General features: G+C 50.3%; 13 protein-coding genes and 2 tRNA genes. 4 read left to right on the top strand and 11 right to left on the bottom strand.

The window, feature by feature from the left end; translation table 11 throughout:
* Nucleotides 1–382: 382 nt before the first annotated feature.
* Nucleotides 383–2,689 (bottom strand): cation:proton antiporter, encoded by a 2,307-nt coding sequence (locus tag IEY67_RS23875; RefSeq protein WP_122354053.1) that lies wholly within the window; start codon nucleotides 2,687–2,689, stop codon nucleotides 383–385.
* Between the two features lie 102 nt (nucleotides 2,690–2,791).
* Between IEY67_RS23875 and IEY67_RS23870 the strand changes: the two genes are divergently transcribed.
* Both IEY67_RS23870 and IEY67_RS23865 read left to right on the top strand, forming a co-directional pair.
* Nucleotides 2,792–4,810, top strand: coding sequence for an alpha amylase C-terminal domain-containing protein (locus tag IEY67_RS23870; protein ID WP_122354052.1), 2,019 nt, complete (start codon nucleotides 2,792–2,794; stop codon nucleotides 4,808–4,810).
* Nucleotides 4,811–4,831: 21 nt separating this feature from the next.
* On the top strand, nucleotides 4,832–5,806 hold the full coding sequence (locus tag IEY67_RS23865; RefSeq protein WP_183671756.1) for a type I phosphomannose isomerase catalytic subunit: 975 nt from the start codon (nucleotides 4,832–4,834) through the stop codon (nucleotides 5,804–5,806).
* Between the two features lie 187 nt (nucleotides 5,807–5,993).
* Here the strand turns inward: IEY67_RS23865 and IEY67_RS23860 are convergent, their stop codons facing one another.
* Entirely contained in the window at nucleotides 5,994–6,926 is a 933-nt protein-coding gene (locus IEY67_RS23860; protein ID WP_183671755.1) for a ketopantoate reductase family protein, read from the bottom strand.
* 74 nt (nucleotides 6,927–7,000) lie between these two features.
* Nucleotides 7,001–7,861, bottom strand: a complete 861-nt coding sequence (locus IEY67_RS23855) for a pyridoxamine kinase (RefSeq protein WP_183671754.1) — start codon at nucleotides 7,859–7,861, stop codon at nucleotides 7,001–7,003.
* Between the two features lie 317 nt (nucleotides 7,862–8,178).
* Between IEY67_RS23855 and IEY67_RS23850 the strand changes: the two genes are divergently transcribed.
* A complete protein-coding gene (locus tag IEY67_RS23850; RefSeq protein ID WP_221267812.1) occupies nucleotides 8,179–8,469 on the top strand; it encodes a hypothetical protein in 291 nt (96 codons plus the stop codon).
* A 206-nt stretch (nucleotides 8,470–8,675) separates the two neighbouring features.
* Here IEY67_RS23850 and IEY67_RS23845 read toward each other — a convergent pair whose 3' ends face one another.
* The 7 genes from IEY67_RS23845 to IEY67_RS23815 form a co-directional block, all read right to left on the bottom strand.
* The gene (locus tag IEY67_RS23845) at nucleotides 8,676–8,909 is read right to left on the bottom strand and encodes a YecH family metal-binding protein (RefSeq protein WP_122354048.1); all 234 of its coding nucleotides are present in this window, start codon (nucleotides 8,907–8,909) and stop codon (nucleotides 8,676–8,678) included.
* A 130-nt stretch (nucleotides 8,910–9,039) separates the two neighbouring features.
* A complete protein-coding gene (locus tag IEY67_RS23840) occupies nucleotides 9,040–9,663 on the bottom strand; it encodes a hypothetical protein (RefSeq protein WP_183671753.1) in 624 nt (207 codons plus the stop codon).
* A 195-nt stretch (nucleotides 9,664–9,858) separates the two neighbouring features.
* Nucleotides 9,859–9,931, bottom strand: a tRNA-Lys gene (locus tag IEY67_RS23835).
* An 18-nt stretch (nucleotides 9,932–9,949) separates the two neighbouring features.
* Nucleotides 9,950–10,022, bottom strand: a tRNA-Lys gene (locus tag IEY67_RS23830).
* 115 nt (nucleotides 10,023–10,137) lie between these two features.
* Nucleotides 10,138–10,941, bottom strand: a complete 804-nt coding sequence (locus IEY67_RS23825) for an MBL fold metallo-hydrolase (RefSeq protein ID WP_122354047.1) — start codon at nucleotides 10,939–10,941, stop codon at nucleotides 10,138–10,140.
* A 46-nt stretch (nucleotides 10,942–10,987) separates the two neighbouring features.
* Nucleotides 10,988–12,046: an asparaginase gene (locus IEY67_RS23820; protein ID WP_370449275.1), complete on the bottom strand. Its 1,059-nt coding sequence runs from the start codon at nucleotides 12,044–12,046 to the stop codon at nucleotides 10,988–10,990.
* Nucleotides 12,047–12,076: 30 nt separating this feature from the next.
* A complete protein-coding gene (locus IEY67_RS23815; RefSeq protein WP_122354045.1) occupies nucleotides 12,077–12,688 on the bottom strand; it encodes a trimeric intracellular cation channel family protein in 612 nt (203 codons plus the stop codon).
* A 159-nt stretch (nucleotides 12,689–12,847) separates the two neighbouring features.
* On the opposite strand from IEY67_RS23815, the gene IEY67_RS23810 reads away from it, so the two are divergent.
* A complete protein-coding gene (locus IEY67_RS23810) occupies nucleotides 12,848–14,323 on the top strand; it encodes a DUF3943 domain-containing protein (protein ID WP_122374513.1) in 1,476 nt (491 codons plus the stop codon).
* Nucleotides 14,324–14,498: 175 nt separating this feature from the next.
* Here IEY67_RS23810 and IEY67_RS23805 read toward each other — a convergent pair whose 3' ends face one another.
* A complete protein-coding gene (locus tag IEY67_RS23805; protein WP_122354043.1) occupies nucleotides 14,499–16,142 on the bottom strand; it encodes an ABC-F family ATP-binding cassette domain-containing protein in 1,644 nt (547 codons plus the stop codon).
* Nucleotides 16,143–16,266 lie beyond the last annotated feature (124 nt).

Below are 16,266 nucleotides of genomic sequence, written 5' to 3'. Positions count from 1 at the left end.
CATAATTTTCAACTGCTATGATAATCAAACGTTTTCGTCTGTTTCCGGCGGCCGGTTCCGGAGCGGTCTGTTTCCGGGGCGGAAGAGGGGGAAATATCGCGGCATTCTTCCCTAAAAACAGTATATAGAGGACGACCGCCCTGAAAGCCCGCATCCTTTTGCCCAAAAAGGGTGCACTCTTTCCGAAAAGAGCATGCATCCTTTTTGGAAAAAGCCCGCACCCTTTTAAAAAATAGGGCGCATGCTTTTTTTCCAGCATGCGCCCTGTGGCTTTTCATCTTTTCAGGCCCTTTTTCAGCCTGTTTCTATGCATATATAAATCCCATAGTTTTGTGTGTATAGTTCCATAGTTTTATTTATTTTTTCTGTTGGAAGCCCTCTTTTATTCCTCTGTCCGTTCCTTATGGTTCAGGATCAGCGTCGACGGCATCTTCTGCAACGCTTCGCGGCGGTGTTCGGAGACGTCGTTCCAGCTATCGTAACTGATCAGCATGAAGTTGTAGCCGTTGAAAATAGCCGGTGTCATGTCTTTTTCCGCCAGCAGGTTCGCCTGCTTGGCCGATTCGGTGAACTGGCGGATGGCATACTGTATCTTCTCGCTGCCCGGCGTCGTCGAGCTGCTGCGGTCGAGGATGCTAGCCGAGCCGTGGGTCGTCTTGAGCAACGTCGAGGTATAATCCAGGAGGAAGAGATCCTTCTCCGAGTCGATCACCACGATCACATTGCTCGCCTTCACGAATCCCCGGTTCACGAATACGCCCACGTCGCAATTGCTTTTCCCGATAAACATCTTCGTCTTGTCTTTCAGCAGCGCGCCGGGGTAAAACCACGATTCGGGTGCTTTGAAACGGCGGAAGAAACGGTTGTAGAACGACGTGCGGTAACGGTTCGCCTCGATGTCGTCAGGCTGGTTGCTCATCGAGATGCCCGAGCCCACGAGCAGGAAGTCGAAACCCTCCGTGTTGACGATGTCCGTGATATCCTGTCCGGCGTTGTTCGACACCTCGTAGCGCGTTTCGATGTTGATCCCCAGCTTTTTCGCTCCGTAAAGGATAGGGCCGAAGCTCACTTCCTCGAAGTTGTCGGTGTGGAGCGGGTTCACGTCCGAGCCGACGGTGAGATGGAGTGCCGTAAGGTCTACCTGGTGGCGGCGGTGGGCAAACATCTGGTACGCCACGTCGAGCATGATCTGCCCGTTACCCGCGCGTCCGAACGAGAGCAACACCTTGTAGGTGCCGTCGGCCACGTCTACCGCCTTGTATTCTTTGATCTTCTCGCGCGTCTGGAAGCAGAACTTGATGAACGAAACCAGCGGGATCGTCATAAACGTCGTTACCAACGTCATCAGCACCAGCATCACGAAAATGGAGGGGGGGAGGATATGCATTTCGTAACCGATGGTAAGCACTACCAGCTCCATCAGTCCGCGCGTATTCATCAGCGCGCCGATATATAAACTGTCTTTCCAGCTCTCGCCCACGAAACGGGCGGAGAACATCGCCCCGCCGAACTTACCGACGATGGCCACCACGATGAACACCCCGCACATCCACCACAGCTCCGGACTGTTGAGCAGCCCGATCTCCGTGCGCAACCCCGTCGAGACGAAGAACAACGGCAGGAACAACGCCAGCGAGACGTCTTCCACCTTCTCGGTCATGATCTTGCGGAACTTCACGTTGCTCGGCATCACCACGCCCGCGATGAACGCACCGAACAGCGCATGCAGCCCCAGCATCTCCGTCAGGTAAGCCGAGATGATCAGGAGGAGGAACATAAAGGCGACCAGACCCTTGTCGATCACTTCTTTGTTATGATAGATATGCCCGATCATCTTCAGGAACGGACGGACGGCGAAGAACATGAAAGCGATGTAAAGCATCGAGAAGAGAATGTTGTAGATCGCACTCAGCATCGTGCCCGCCTGTGCGATGGCGATCACGACAGCCAGCAGGCACCAGGCCGTGATGTCGCCGTTGGCGGCGCTGGCGAGCGAGATCGTCCCCAGATGCGTCCGCGTCAGTCCCTTCTCCTGTATGATGCGTGCCAGCACAGGGAAGGCGGTGATACTCATGGCGATACCGATAAACAGGGCGAACGATAGGAAGGGGGTGCTTTTATCTGCATAGGTGTCGTAGACGAAGTAGGCGGTAAGCATCCCGCAGAAGAAGGGCACGATGGTGCTCGTATGGCTGATCAGGATCGTTTCCTTCAGCTTCTTCCGTACCTCGGTGATATCCAGCTCCATACCGATGGCAAACATAAACAGGATCAGCCCGAACTGGCTCAGGATGGTGATGTTGGCGAGCGACTCGACCGGGAAGAGGAACCCCGAAACTTCGGGCATGAGATGCCCCAGCACCGAGGGGCCCAGCACGATACCCGCCACGATCTCGCCGATCACCGTCGGCTGCCCGATCCGCTGGAACAACCATCCGAACAGGCGGCAGGTCAGCAGGATCGTGATGATCTGCAACAATAATATTCCGATGGGCGACTGTATATGGTGCGTCATCAGCTCCCAGAACAAAGAAAAACCTTCACCAAGGTCTTTCGGGGCGTCGTAGGCAGCAGTGATGGCGCTTTCAATCTGTTGTCTTTCTCCTTCTTTGGCGATCAGATACATTAATGAACCAAAAACCAGGATCATTATAAAATAAAAGGCAATACTCTTTGTTCCTTTACTCATATGTTATATGGGGTTTGACGCAAAATTAAGAAATATCCCGGGAATATCAATACAGTATGTTTTTTTCTTTTATCTTTGCGCTAAACCAATCTCAAATAAATCATGGAGTCTCTGAATCTAATAAAGAATGACCCTTGGCTTGCCCCTTATAAAGAGGCGATAGAAGGACGGTATCAATACGTGATTGATAAGGAAAGGAGCCTGACGAACAAAGGAAAACAAACCTTGTCGGAAATGGCTTCCGGATATCTGTACTTCGGTTTGCACAAGACCAACAAGGGCTGGGTATTCCGCGAATGGGCCCCGAACGCCACGGCCATCTACCTGATCGGTACATTCAACGACTGGAAAAAAGAAGAACGATATAAAATGAGACGCCAGGGATATGGCGTCTGGGAGATTGCTCTCGAAGAAGATCTGTTGCACCACGAAGACCTGTTCAAGCTGCTGGTCGAGTGGGACGGGGGCAGCGGCGAACGCATCCCGGCATGGATACGGCGCGTCGTACAGGACGACACGACGAAGATATTCAGCGCACAGGTCTGGAACCCGGCTACGCCGTATGTGTTCAAGAACAAGCGTTTCAAACCCGATACCGCCCCGCTCCTCATCTACGAATGTCATATCGGCATGTCGACGAACGAGGAAAAGGTCGGCTCGTACGATGAGTTCCGCCGCAACGTTCTGCCCCGCATCGCCCGCGAAGGCTACAACGCCATCCAGATCATGGCTATCCAGGAGCATCCTTATTACGGCTCCTTCGGCTACCATGTCAGCAGCTTCTTCGCCGCTTCGTCGCGTTTCGGCACGCCCGAAGAGCTGAAACAGTTGATCGACGATGCGCACGGGATGGGTATTGCGGTGATCATGGACATCGTGCACAGCCATGCTGTCAAGAATGAGGTGGAGGGCCTCGGACGTTTCGACGGCTCCTACAACCAGTATTTCCTCAGCGGTTCACGCCGCGAGCATCCGGCCTGGGACTCGCTGTGCTTCGACTATGGTAAGAACGAGGTGCTGCATTTCCTGCTTTCCAACTGTAAATTCTGGCTCGAAGAGTATAAGTTCGACGGTTTCCGTTTCGACGGTGTCACCTCGATGCTTTACTACAGCCACGGGTTGGGCGAGGCTTTCTGCAATTACGGCGACTACTTCAACGGGCATCAAGACGGCGACGCGATCGCTTACCTTACCCTTGCCAACAAACTGATACACGAAGTGAATAAAAATGCCATCACCATCGCCGAGGAAGTGAGCGGCATGCCCGGACTGGCAGCCAAATATGAAGACGGCGGCTATGGCTTCGACTATCGCATGGCGATGAACATTCCCGACTACTGGATCAAGACGATCAAGGAGAAGAAAGACGAGGACTGGCATCCTTCCTCCATCTGGTGGGAGACGACCAACCGCAGGGCCGACGAAAAGACGATCAGTTACGCCGAAAGCCACGACCAGGCGCTGGTAGGAGATAAGACCATCATCTTCCGCCTGATAGATGCGGATATGTACTGGCATATGCAGAAGGACGACCGTAACTTCGTGGTCGAACGTGGTGTGGCACTCCATAAGATGATACGCCTTGTGACGGCTTCGACCATCAACGGCGGCTACCTCAACTTTATGGGCAACGAGTTCGGGCATCCGGAGTGGATCGATTTCCCGCGCGAGGGCAACGGCTGGTCATGCAAGTACGCACGCCGCCAGTGGGAGCTGGTAGACAACATGGATTTGAAATACCACTACCTCGGCGATTTCGACCGCGAGATGATCGAGTTGATCCGCAGCGTGAAGAATTTCCAGTCCACCCCGATACAGAAGGTGTGGGACAGCGATGGCGACCAGATCCTGGCCTATATGCGCAAAGACCTCGTGTTCGTCTTCAATTTCAGTCCTTCAAAATCCTATACCGATTACGGCTTCCTTGTGCCCCAAGGCGAGTATGAGGTGGTTTTGAACACCGATGCTACCCGTTTCGGAGGCTTCGGCATCGCGGACGATTCGGTACATCATTTCACACAATTTGACCCTTTGTATAAAAAAGAGAAAAAAGAGTGGTTGAAACTGTACATTCCGGCACGTAGTGCTGTTGTACTGAGAAAAGTAAAAGTAAAGAAATAACCAAACAACAAAAACACAGTTATGTTATATCCAATGACATTTAAGCCTATCCTCAAGAAGATCATTTGGGGAGGCGCAGACATCTGCCCGTTCAAGGGCATCACGCCAGTAGAAGAAGGTATCGGCGAAAGCTGGGAACTTTCTCATGTGGAAGGAAACTATTCGATCGTCGATAACGGCGAACAGGAAGGCAAATCGCTCGACGAACTGATCCGTACCTACGGCAAGCAGTTGCTGGGTGAGAAGGTGATGGAGCAATTCGGTTCCACCTTCCCCCTGCTCATCAAGTTTATCGACGCCCGCGATGACCTCTCTATCCAGGTGCATCCGGATGACGAACTGGCCATGAAACGGCATCACTCTTTCGGAAAGACGGAAATGTGGTACGTGATAAAGGCCGAAAAGGGCGCGGGGCTTTACTCCGGTTTCTCGCAGCAGATCGACGCGGACGAGTATGTGAAACGGGTAGGCGACAACACCATCATGGATGTTTTGCAGCGCTATGAAGTCTCTCCGGGCGATGTTTTCTTCCTGCCTGCCGGACGCGTGCATGCCATCGGTGCCGGGTGCTTCATCGCCGAGATACAGCAGACCAGCAACATCACTTACCGCATATACGACTACGACCGCAAGGACGCCAACGGCAACGGGCGCGAGCTGCACACCGAACTGGCTAAGGATGCGATCGACTATACGACGCTTCCCGACTACCGCACGCATTACAAGGCGCATACCAACGCTACGGTCGAGCTTGCCAACTGCAAGTATTTCACGACCAACCTGCTCGACCTGGATACGATGATGGTGCGCGACTTCTCCGAACTCGATTCGTTTGTCGTATATATATGTATGGAGGGCAAGGCTTCCATCCGCGACAATAAGGGGAACGAGGTCTTTATCCACCAGGGGCAGACCGTGCTGATCCCGGCTGATACGGAAGTGGTGACGATCTCGCCGGCTCCGAATGCGAAGTTTATGGAAACTTATATCGGCTGATCTTTCGGGAAAAACGGTATGCGTCTTTCTGAAAACAGATTTCAGGGAACGCAGATAAAATAGAATACGCAGAGTCTTGCAGGATATTTGATTACCGATCAATATGATACCTGCACTTCTCTGCGTATTTTGCGTTGTCTGCGTTCCCTTTTGTTTTGTCAGGCTGTCCGGACGTTCTCCGTGAACCTTAGCGGGGATAGGGGAATTGGGTCAGCCCTTTGTACATGAACTGGTAGGTTGGGACTTCCAGCCCCAGCGCCTCCGCTTCGCGTATCACGTAGCCGGTCAGCGTCTCTATTTCGGTCTTGCTTCCGCGTCTGAAATCGCTGTGCATGGAGGTGGTCGAACCGTTCGGCATCATCTGCTGCGACTTGATCGACGAGAAAACGATGTCTTCCGGCAGTTTGATCCCTTTGGCCTCTATTACGCTTTGGAGTTCGTATCCCAGGGTGATGAACAGGTCGATGTGCTTGTCTATCACTTCGTTGATCGTCTCGTTGAAATAGGAGGTGACCGTAGCGGCCGTAGAGATCATAAAGAATTTCTTCCAGATCTCGAAGTCTATGTCGTCCGGATTGGTCGACAGGATGCGTGCGCTGCTAAGTATTTTCTGCAACTCGGCTTGTTTTTCCTTGTCCTTGCCGTTGAGTCCGAAGAACAGACGGTCCTTCAGCGTGAACTTTTGTACATAGCCGGGGGCGACGAGCCGCGAGCCGATGTAAACGCAGCCTTTCCATACCTTGTTGCCGGGCAACACCTGCTGTATCCGTTCGGAGATATTCGCGCCGTTGAGCAGCGGGATGATCACGGTGTCGGGACCGATCGCCGGGGCAAGGCTCCGGATATTATCCTCCAGGTCGTAACTTTTGGTGCAGCAGAACAGGTAGTCTACCGGGCCGATCTCTGCCGGATCGTCGGTGGCCAGCGTCGGACGGGCGTTTATTTTCTTAAATGATTTCTTTATTTCTAATCCGTCTTTTCTGATAACCTGCAGGTTTTCGCCCCGTGAAATGAAGAAGATATCCACGTTTTCCGAGTTCTGATAGTAGGCTGCCAGCAACCCACCGTAATAGCCTCCTACAGCTCCTATTCCGGAAATAGCAATTTTTACTTTACTCATATCTGTAATATCGGCGGTTTCAAGTTTATACTTTATTATAATAGCGCAAAGATGAAAAATAAAATCGAAACTATTTATATGAGTTTCAGTTCTTTTAGAAAGTCGGGAAAACTTTCTTCAAAATTAACACCGAAGCGGTAGTCTGTCTTTGCTTCATAGGTGCGGCGGATGCTTTCGGCGGTGAAATGCACGGCGATAGCGGCCGCTCCGATCAGGGTGAAGCCGTTCAGCAAGGCGGCCAGCAAGGCGCTTGCGAACACGTCGCCCGTCCCGTGGTAATAGCCGGGCACTTTCTTGGTGAAGGCATAGTCCACCGCATTCGTCGTCCGGTCGTAGGTAGCTGCGCCCAGCTCGTCATCTTTGAAATAAACGCCTGTCAGGACCACCTGTTTCGGTCCGAGGTCAGCCAGCTTGTGCAGCATACTTTCGATGTAGGCGTGCGTATAAGGTCCCGGCTGATAAGGCTCGTCCAGCAGCAAGGCGGCCTCGGTCAGGTTGGGCACGATGATGTCCGCTTTCTGGCAGAGCGCCCTCATTCCGGCGGCAAACTGGCGGGTGAAGCTGGTGTAGAGCTCGCCGTTGTCGCCCATCACGGGGTCGACCAGTATCAGGTTGCCGTTTCTGCGGAAGGTGTCGAAGAACTCCTTTACGATGTCCAGCTGCTCGAACGATCCGAGATAGCCGGTATAGATGGCGTCAAATGGTATGCCGAGCGACTTCCAGTGCTGCATGATCGGGTGCATATCGTCGGTCAGGTCCCTGTAGGTGTATCCGCTGATTCCTCCGGTATGGGTGGAGAGGATGGCTGTGGGGAGCGCCGAGGTCTCGATTCCTGCGGCCGATAAAATGGGTAACGCTACCGTCAGCGAGCATTTTCCGAAGCCGGAAATGTCGTGTATGGCTGCGACTCTTTTTTGGTGTGTCTTATTCTTCATTTTCTTTCTTTTTGTATCAATACAACAACAGGCGGATGCGAAATGTTGGAGGCGTATTTCCTCCGTTTCTGCCAGCCGTTGCAAAATAAGCTGATTTTATCAACAAACAGTCAGCTTTGATAGAAAAGGAGTATTTTTTCTTTCCACTCTCCCGTTTTGGCATTTTTGGAGTATTCCGGCTAAGCGATGCCCCACATTTATAAATTTCGTAAATAAAATAGTTGGAGATGGGTGCAAAACAATACATTCGGTAGGATACCTTTACATCAGAGTTAAAAAAACTCTTACCAGGGTCACTTGAGAAAATTTATTTATAGATGATTGGAGTTGAATATTTTGGTGCTGAAACTAATTTCTTCCCCCGGAAGGGTGGAGGGAACAAAAGAAGACAGAGATCAGTGTATGCCGTTTGCCTTGCAAGACGCAAACGTGGTGCTTCACCGGTATGGAATTGTAAAAAGCCTGCTGACGGCGACGATAAAACCCAGGAGGCAGGTTACGGATCTGATTATACAGGTGCTTTTATTACGGATTGGGAAATCCCTAAGGAGCCGCAGGGTACAAGAGAGGACCCCGGCGTTGATTTTGTAGTTGATTGGACTAACTAATTTTTTTATGAATTCAATGTAATTGGTGAAATCATACTTTTTACTCTATAACGTTAATCCTCATATCTAATAACGTTGTATCCCAAGCCCTTTAGTGGGCAAACATCCGCCCTGTTCGTGAGAATGGGGCGGTTTTTATTTGCCGTATTAAATAGTATTATCTATTTAATCAGAAAAAGTGTGATTCTCATTCCGAAGAAATCTTTTTAGTGGCTGCAAACCTTCGTGATATCCACAGTGAAACCATCATCCTTCGGCATGAATTTCCCTTTTTGTTTCAGGAATTCGATCAACTCATCCACATTCATATTTTCAGCCGAACAAGCATAAAAACGTTGTTCCCGGCCAAATTTCCCGATGATAGCTTCCCGCAGGCTGGCTTCCGAATAACTATTTCCTTCCATCATGAAAAGGACTTCGTGTGCATGTAACTGTTCCATATTTTAATTCTTAAATAATTTGGAACAAAGGTACACGATACTTCTATTTAAAAATGTAACAAATGTTACAGTAAATAATAACTGATGCAAATACAAACTAAATATCCTGTAATTGGCATCGGTGATGTTTTTACATTAAATCATCCAGATCTTTCTTTTTCCCTTTTTCATCTCTTTTGGCCTTTTTGCCAGCCTGTTTTTCATGCCATTTAGAGTAGGGAAGTACACCTGTATATATTGTATAGGTATATATGTTATAGGATTCGTCGATCGACTTAGCCAAAGCAGCCGTATTTCCTGTAGTCGTGCTTACTCCCACCTTTTCAATGTCCAACTCGACGGCGTAATCTTCATAATTAAATTTCTGCATGGTCAGTTTTCCGGAACTGGTTTCCAGTACATCGATATTATTATCGGCCAACCATGTTTGTATTTCGTGGAATGTTTCGTCTTTATAGAAAACGACAGTTAATGAAGATACTTTCTCTTTTCCTTCTTGCAGAACGATGACATAATCATCAGGATGAGGTTTGATGTCTGCCGTTTGTCCGTTTATCGCACTAAGGACGTTCATGGTACTGTTAAGTCCGTTACTTTTTTTGAGGACATACTGGTTTTTATTTTTGTCGTACTTGAAATGTCCTTCTTTTAAGCCATCTTCGCTGAGTCCGAGTAGTTTTGAATAAGGTAGTTGGGCATTTACGGTACACAGGGTAATGAATGCCAGTAGCAGTGTTGTCAGAATTTTTTTCATTTGACAGATGATTTAGATTGTTTTTGATTTGTTATTTTCAAGTTTTTTATATTTGAATGCGGTTGTTTCTGCTTGATTCTCTTTGTATTGTATGCAAAAAAAATAGATGCGTTTTTTATCTTTTCATAAAAAAGAAAAACCTTTCGTAGTTTATTTACGAAAGGCTTTCAGAATAAGAATGTAATTCTTTTTAAGTGACCTGGGAGGGGCTCGAACCCTCGACCCAATGATTAAGAGTCATTTGCTCTACCAACTGAGCTACCAAGTCGATGTTGGTATCTTGGAGTGACCTGGGAGGGGCTCGAACCCTCGACCCAATGATTAAGAGTCATTTGCTCTACCAACTGAGCTACCAAGTCAATCTGTTGCTATCTTCGTTTCCTGATCGTGATCTTTGTTTCTCGATTGCGGGTGCAAAGATAGGGGTTTAATTTTTCTTTGCAAATTTTTTTGTCGCTTTTTTCTGACTAAATTTTACTCGAATTCAAATATATCAGACGGAGTCGTACGCTTAAGTGCTATAAGTGAGACATCTTTGCCGACACGAACACCCTCCTGGAAAAGGCGGATATCGACGGTTTTATAGGCTAGCTCCGGATGATTATTGTCGCGGCTGAGGTGGCACAACCAGATATCCTTCAGTTTGGGGTCGTAGTTGGCGGCCAGGAATTCGGCAGCTTCGCGGTTGCTCAGGTGGCCGGTCGGACTTGCTACACGCTCTTTCAGGAAAGCGGGGTAGGTGCCGAACTTCAACATTTCCTCGTCATAGTTCGCTTCGATGATGAGATGGGTCGCCAGCCGCATGTAATGACTGACCGTATCCGTGATATGGCCCACGTCGGTAGCGAAGGTGAACTTATGATCGCCATACTCGATATAATAGCCGACGTTGTCGGTGCTGTCGTGCGGAACTTCAAAGGCGGTGATCAGGAAATCGCGTATCGAGAAAGGCACTTCCTTCTCGATGATCCGGCGCGAACCGATCAAGGTTTCCTCCACATAGCGGCTCTTTTCGATCCCCCGGTGGACGGCGGCGGTAGAATATACCGGAATGTTCATTTTCTCTCCCAGGCAACCTACCGTCTTTATATGATCGGCGTGGTCGTGGGTTATCAGGACAGCCACGATTTTAGAAAAGTCGATCGCCTTATCTTTCAACACCTTCTTTATGGTACGTATTCCGATACCAGCATCAATCAGTATCCCGAACTCGGGAGTACCCAGATAATAGCAGTTACCACTGCTTCCACTTGCTAAGCTAAGAAATGATAGTTTCATGTTTTTCTATTCCGCCTCGCGGCTCATTCTGTTTTACATAGTATATTCAGGAACGGAACGTATCAGGGATTGTCACTTCCCCGATCAGCGAGCAGTTCATGTGGTCCTTCACTTCCTCCGGAGAAAGTCCGTGGCCGAAAAGGAACATCAGCTTGGCGACGGCACTTTCCGTTGTGCTGTCGAACCCGCTTATAACGCCGGCTTCCAGTAATTTATGGCCCGTTTCGTATCGGTGCATCTCAACGCTTCCGGCGCAACACTGGGTTACATTTACGATCACGATACCACGGTCGACCGCCTCTTTGAGCATCTTCAGGAACCAGTCGTAGCTCGGAGCGTTTCCGCTGCCGAAGGTTTCCATCACGACCCCTTTCAGGTCGGGAATATTGAGGATGCTTTCCACCACTTGCGGCGAGATGCCGGGAAACAGCTTCAGGATCGCTATGTTGCGGTCGAGCAGATAGTGGGGTTTCAGCGGTTTGCGCGAAACAGGGTGATAAATCTGGCCTGTGTCATATTTGATATAGATACCGGCATGCGCCAACGCCGGGTAATTGTATGAACGGAATGCGTTGAAATTGTCCGCATTGATCTTGCTTGTCCGGTTGCCGCGCAACAGGTCGTTTTCAAAGAAGATGCAGACTTCGGGTACGATCGGTACGCCGTTTTCCTTGGCAGCAGCTATTTCGATCGCCGTGATCAGGTTTTCCTTCCCGTCCGTCCGCAACATGCCGATGGGCAACTGCGAACCAGTGAAGATGACCGGCTTGCTCAGGTTTTCGAGCATGAAACTCAAGGCAGAGGCGGTAAACGACATCGTATCCGTGCCATGCAGCACCACGAAGCCGTCGTATTTCGCATAATTGTCTGCGATGATCTTCACGATCTTCATCCAGGAGTCGGGGCCCATCTCCGACGAGTCGAGCACCGGGTCGAACTGATAGGTCGAAACCGCGTAACCGAGCTTCTTCAATTCCGGCATATTGTCTCTAAGATGCTGGAAATTAAATGATTCTAATACTCCGGTTTCGGGGTTTTCAATCATACCGATTGTTCCGCCTGTGTAGATGAGCAGGATGGAGGCCTTATCTCGCTGATCATTCATATTTACTGTCATAATGCAAAGGTAATAAATTTATTCTTCTCCCTTCAATACGGGAACGCTTATGTGATATTTTACGGCTATAATACGTGCCAGGAATATGCCCAGCGCCGCCGCGAACTGGGTGATGGAGGGATTCAGCCCGGCAAGCATACATAAATAATATACGCCTCCGCCGAACACGCACGCCAGGGCATAGATATCTTTCCGGAAGATCAGCGGTTCCTCGTTGATCAATATGTCACGCATCATACCTCCGAACGACCCTGTGATCGTTCCCATCACGATTGCCACCCACATGGGGAAGCCGAATTCGAGTGTTTTGGCGATCCCGACCACGCCGAACAGCCCCAGGCCGATGGCGTCGAATATGAAAAAGGTATTATTCAGCCGGATCACATATTTCCGGAAGATGATAACAAATAATAAGGCGAGAGCCGAAACTGTTAAATAAGAAGTCTGCTCCATCCAGAAAGGAGTCGCGTTCAGCAGGATATCGCGTATCGTACCGCCTCCGACGGCCGTCACCAGCCCGACCACATAGGCGCCAAACCAATCAAATTGTTTGGCAGAAGCTAGTCTGATCCCACTAATTGCGAAGGCGAACGTTCCGGTGTAGTCGCAAAAGGTAATGAAATCTATCATTTTGTTTTTTTCTGCAAAAGTAAGTATTTCCTTTGAATTGTGTCTGTTTCTAGCAACACAACCTAAGAATAATTTAAACCAAACGAGTTCCATACTGTTAATTATGTATAAGTTTGCATGAGTTAGTTGATTAGTCTTTAAGGCACAAGATTGAAAAAAATGAAAAAGTTTATTTGGATAGGGGTGCTGGCTCTGTTTTCGACCCAATGGATTCGGGCGCAGCACTTCCCAAAAATGGATACAAGAAATTACGTGAGCGACTCGACCACCTTTATGCCCAAGAAGCCTTGGCTGGCAGCCGGTGAGGTGTTTGGCCTGAACATGGCGATCTGGGCCTTCGACCGTTTTGCGATGAACGAAGACTTCGCCCGCATCAATGGCCGTACGATCAAGAACAATTTCAAGACAGGTCCCGTCTGGGACACGGATAAATTCTCTACCAACCTGGTGGCGCATCCTTATCATGGATCGTTGTATTTCAATGCTGCCCGTAGTAATGGGATGAACTTCTGGCAATCCATTCCCTTCGCCGCCGGAGGAAGTCTGATGTGGGAGTTCTTCATGGAGGCGGAGCCGCCCTCCATCAACGACCTGATGGCCACTACGTTCGGTGGCGTGGAACTGGGCGAGATCACCTACCGTCTGTCCGACCTTTTCATCGACGACCGTACCTCGGGAGCCGAGCGTGTCGGGCGCGAGATCCTTTCGGGACTGATATCGCCCGTGCGCGGCATCAACCGTCTGATAACAGGTGAGGCGTGGCGTCATCGTCCGCACAAAGGCCGTACCTATTCGTTTGTGCCCGTGAACTTTATCGTGAGTGCCGGTCCCCGTTTCCTGGCTGAACAGGAGCATTCGAAGCATGGCACGACCAGTATGCACCTGTCGCTGCGGCTGGATTATGGCGACCCGTTTGAAGATGAGTTCTATTCGCCCTACGAGTGGTTCCAACTGCGTGCCGGTTTCGATTTCTTCTCCAGTCAGCCCGTCATCACCCAGGTGAATGCCATCGGCGCCCTGTGGGGAAAGCGGGTGTGGGAGAAAGGGCCGCGCACGTTGACGGCAGGTATCTTCCAGCATTTTGACTATTATGACTCGCAGCTGCGCGACAGCGAGGGCGACAAGGTTTCCCCTTACCGCATCTCGGAAGCGGCAGCGGTGGGTGGCGGCCTGATCTATTACAAACGGTCGGAACCGAGTGACAAGGTGGATGCTTACGGCGAATTTTATGTGAACGGTGTCGCCCTGGGCGGTGGCTCGTCCGATTATTTCCGCCTCGACGAACGCGATTACAATATGGGAAGCGGTTACAGTGTGAAGGCTTTCACGGGGTTGACTTACAACAGGCACTGGTCGTTTCTGCTGAATATGGAGAACTACCATATCTTTACCTGGAAAGGTTACAATCCGGACATCGATTTGAGTACGGTCGACCCGAATACCTTCAGCGTACAGGGCGACAAAGGGCATTCACGCCTGACGGTGATGGGCATCAAGCTGGTTTATTTCTCCGGGAAAAAATGGAATATCGCGCTCTCGAACCGCTATTTCTCGCGGCGCACGCATTATAGCTATCATGACGACGTGAACCGCGCCACTTACGACCTCATGCTCACTTTCGGAGTGAAGATTTAAACTCGCGAAAAAAAGGATGCGCCCTTTCGATAAAAAGGGTGCATCCTCTTTTGAAAAAGCATGCACCCTTTTTCGGAAAAGCATGCATCCTTTTCAGGAGATAGGTCGGCTGCTCTGCGGACGGCCGCCTGTTGCTCGCTTGTCTCTTCTCCGCACACCTTCGTGGCGGAGCGTTTTATTTCTTCTGGTTTCTCTCCAACTCGTTCAGGTTTTCCATCTTCTTCCGTTGCAGGAATTCGTAGATGCCTTCCAGATGTTCCGTCACCCGCTGGTTGCCGAACTCGTAGACTTTGGTTACCAAGCCGTCGAGGAAGTCACGGTCGTGCGACACCACGATCAGCGTACCGTCGAAGTCGAGCAACGCCTGTTTCAGGATGTCTTTCGTTTTCATGTCCAGGTGATTCGTCGGCTCGTCGAGGATCAGCAGGTTGACCGGTTCGAGCAGCAGCTTGATCATCGCCAGACGTGTGCGCTCGCCTCCCGACAGAACCTTCACCTTCTTGGCTGAATTTTCGCCGCCGAACATGAACGCGCCCAGCAAGTCCTTGATCTTGTTGCGGATATCGCCCACCGCCACGTCGTCGATGGTCTGGAAAACCGTCAGGTTCTCGTCCAGCATCGAAGCCTGGTTCTGCGCAAAATAGCCGATCATCACGTTATGCCCGATCGTCAGTGTGCCGTCGTGTTCGATCTCTTTCATGATACATTTCACGAGGGTGGATTTTCCTTCACCGTTTTTCCCTACGAAAGCGATCTTGTCGCCCCGTTCGATGGTCAGGTTGGCGTTGCGGAACACCACATGGTCGCCATACGCCTTTGCCACGTCCTCCACGATCACCGGATAGTTGCCGGAGCGGGGAGAGGGTGGGAATTTCAGGCGAAGTGCCGAAGTGTCTTCCTCGTCCACCTCCAGTATCTCAAGTTTTTCAAGCATCTTGACGCGGCTCTGCACCTGCAGGGTCTTGGAGTATGTACCTTTGAAACGTTCGATAAATTCCCTTGTTTCGGCAATCATCTTCTGCTGCTCGTCGAAGGCTTTCTGCTGCTGTACGCGGCGTTCCTGGCGGAGTTGCAGGTAACTGCTGTAATTCACCTTGTAGTCATAGATGCGGCCCATCGTGACCTCGATCGTACGGGTGGTGATATGGTCGACAAACGCGCGGTCGTGGCTGATCACAACCACCGCCTGTCCGTTGTCGATCAGGAAGTCTTCGAGCCACTGGATCGATTCGATGTCCAGATGGTTGGTCGGCTCGTCCAGCAGCAGCACGTCGGGTTTCTTCAACAGCAACTTTGCCAGCTCGATACGCATGCGCCATCCGCCGCTGAACTCGCTGGTCTGCCGCCCGAAGTCGTCGCGCTTGAATCCCAGTCCGAGCAATGTTTTCTCGATATCGGCATCATAGTTGATCTCTTCGATCGAATAAAACTTCTCGCTGAGTGTCGAGACACGCTCGATCAGCTCCATATAACTGTCCGATTCGTAGTCGGTCCGTGTCTCCAGTTCCTTGTTGATCGCCTCGATCTCCGCTTCCATCTCATGCAGGTGGGCGAAGGCCTGTGCCGTTTCTTCAAAAACCGTCCGGCCGTCTTCCGTCATCAAGTGCTGGGGCAGGTAAGCGATCACCGTATCTTTGGGAGCCGACACTTTTCCGCGTGTCGGTTCGCGTGTCCCGGCAAGTATTTTGAGCAAAGTCGATTTGCCCGCACCGTTTTTCCCCATCAGGGCGATCCGGTCCTTCTCGTTAATCACGAAAGATATATCAGAAAAGAGGGCGCTTCCACCAAACTCTACTGTAAGTCCGTCTATAGAAATCATACGTACATTATATATATGTGTAAAAAGAAGGCGCAAAGGTAGGAAAAATGTCTGTAAAAGCAACCGGCGATCCAATTTGTCGCATAAAAAGTCCGGATTTCCCGGATATTTCCTCTCCGAAGAT

The organism is Parabacteroides faecis, from assembly GCF_014647375.1.
In the GTDB taxonomy this organism is placed as follows: Bacteria; Bacteroidota; Bacteroidia; order Bacteroidales; family Tannerellaceae; genus Parabacteroides; species Parabacteroides faecis.
This window is presented reverse-complemented; position numbering and strand designations above follow the sequence as displayed.

Excerpts from the sequence above, each read along its gene's own strand:
- IEY67_RS23875 (WP_122354053.1), bottom strand. The coding sequence starts at position 2,689 with ATGAGTAAAGGAACAAAGAGTATTGCCTTTTATTTTATAATGATCCTG.
- IEY67_RS23870 (WP_122354052.1), top strand. The coding sequence starts at position 2,792 with ATGGAGTCTCTGAATCTAATAAAGAATGACCCTTGGCTTGCCCCTTAT.
- IEY67_RS23865 (WP_183671756.1), top strand. The coding sequence starts at position 4,832 with ATGTTATATCCAATGACATTTAAGCCTATCCTCAAGAAGATCATTTGG.
- IEY67_RS23860 (WP_183671755.1), bottom strand. The coding sequence starts at position 6,926 with ATGAGTAAAGTAAAAATTGCTATTTCCGGAATAGGAGCTGTAGGAGGC.
- IEY67_RS23855 (WP_183671754.1), bottom strand. The coding sequence starts at position 7,861 with ATGAAGAATAAGACACACCAAAAAAGAGTCGCAGCCATACACGACATT.
- IEY67_RS23850 (WP_221267812.1), top strand. The coding sequence starts at position 8,179 with ATGATTGGAGTTGAATATTTTGGTGCTGAAACTAATTTCTTCCCCCGG.
- IEY67_RS23845 (WP_122354048.1), bottom strand. The coding sequence starts at position 8,909 with ATGGAACAGTTACATGCACACGAAGTCCTTTTCATGATGGAAGGAAAT.
- IEY67_RS23840 (WP_183671753.1), bottom strand. The coding sequence starts at position 9,663 with ATGAAAAAAATTCTGACAACACTGCTACTGGCATTCATTACCCTGTGT.
- IEY67_RS23825 (WP_122354047.1), bottom strand. The coding sequence starts at position 10,941 with ATGAAACTATCATTTCTTAGCTTAGCAAGTGGAAGCAGTGGTAACTGC.
- IEY67_RS23820 (WP_370449275.1), bottom strand. The coding sequence starts at position 12,046 with ATGAATGATCAGCGAGATAAGGCCTCCATCCTGCTCATCTACACAGGC.
- IEY67_RS23815 (WP_122354045.1), bottom strand. The coding sequence starts at position 12,688 with ATGATAGATTTCATTACCTTTTGCGACTACACCGGAACGTTCGCCTTC.
- IEY67_RS23810 (WP_122374513.1), top strand. The coding sequence starts at position 12,848 with ATGAAAAAGTTTATTTGGATAGGGGTGCTGGCTCTGTTTTCGACCCAA.
- IEY67_RS23805 (WP_122354043.1), bottom strand. The coding sequence starts at position 16,142 with ATGATTTCTATAGACGGACTTACAGTAGAGTTTGGTGGAAGCGCCCTC.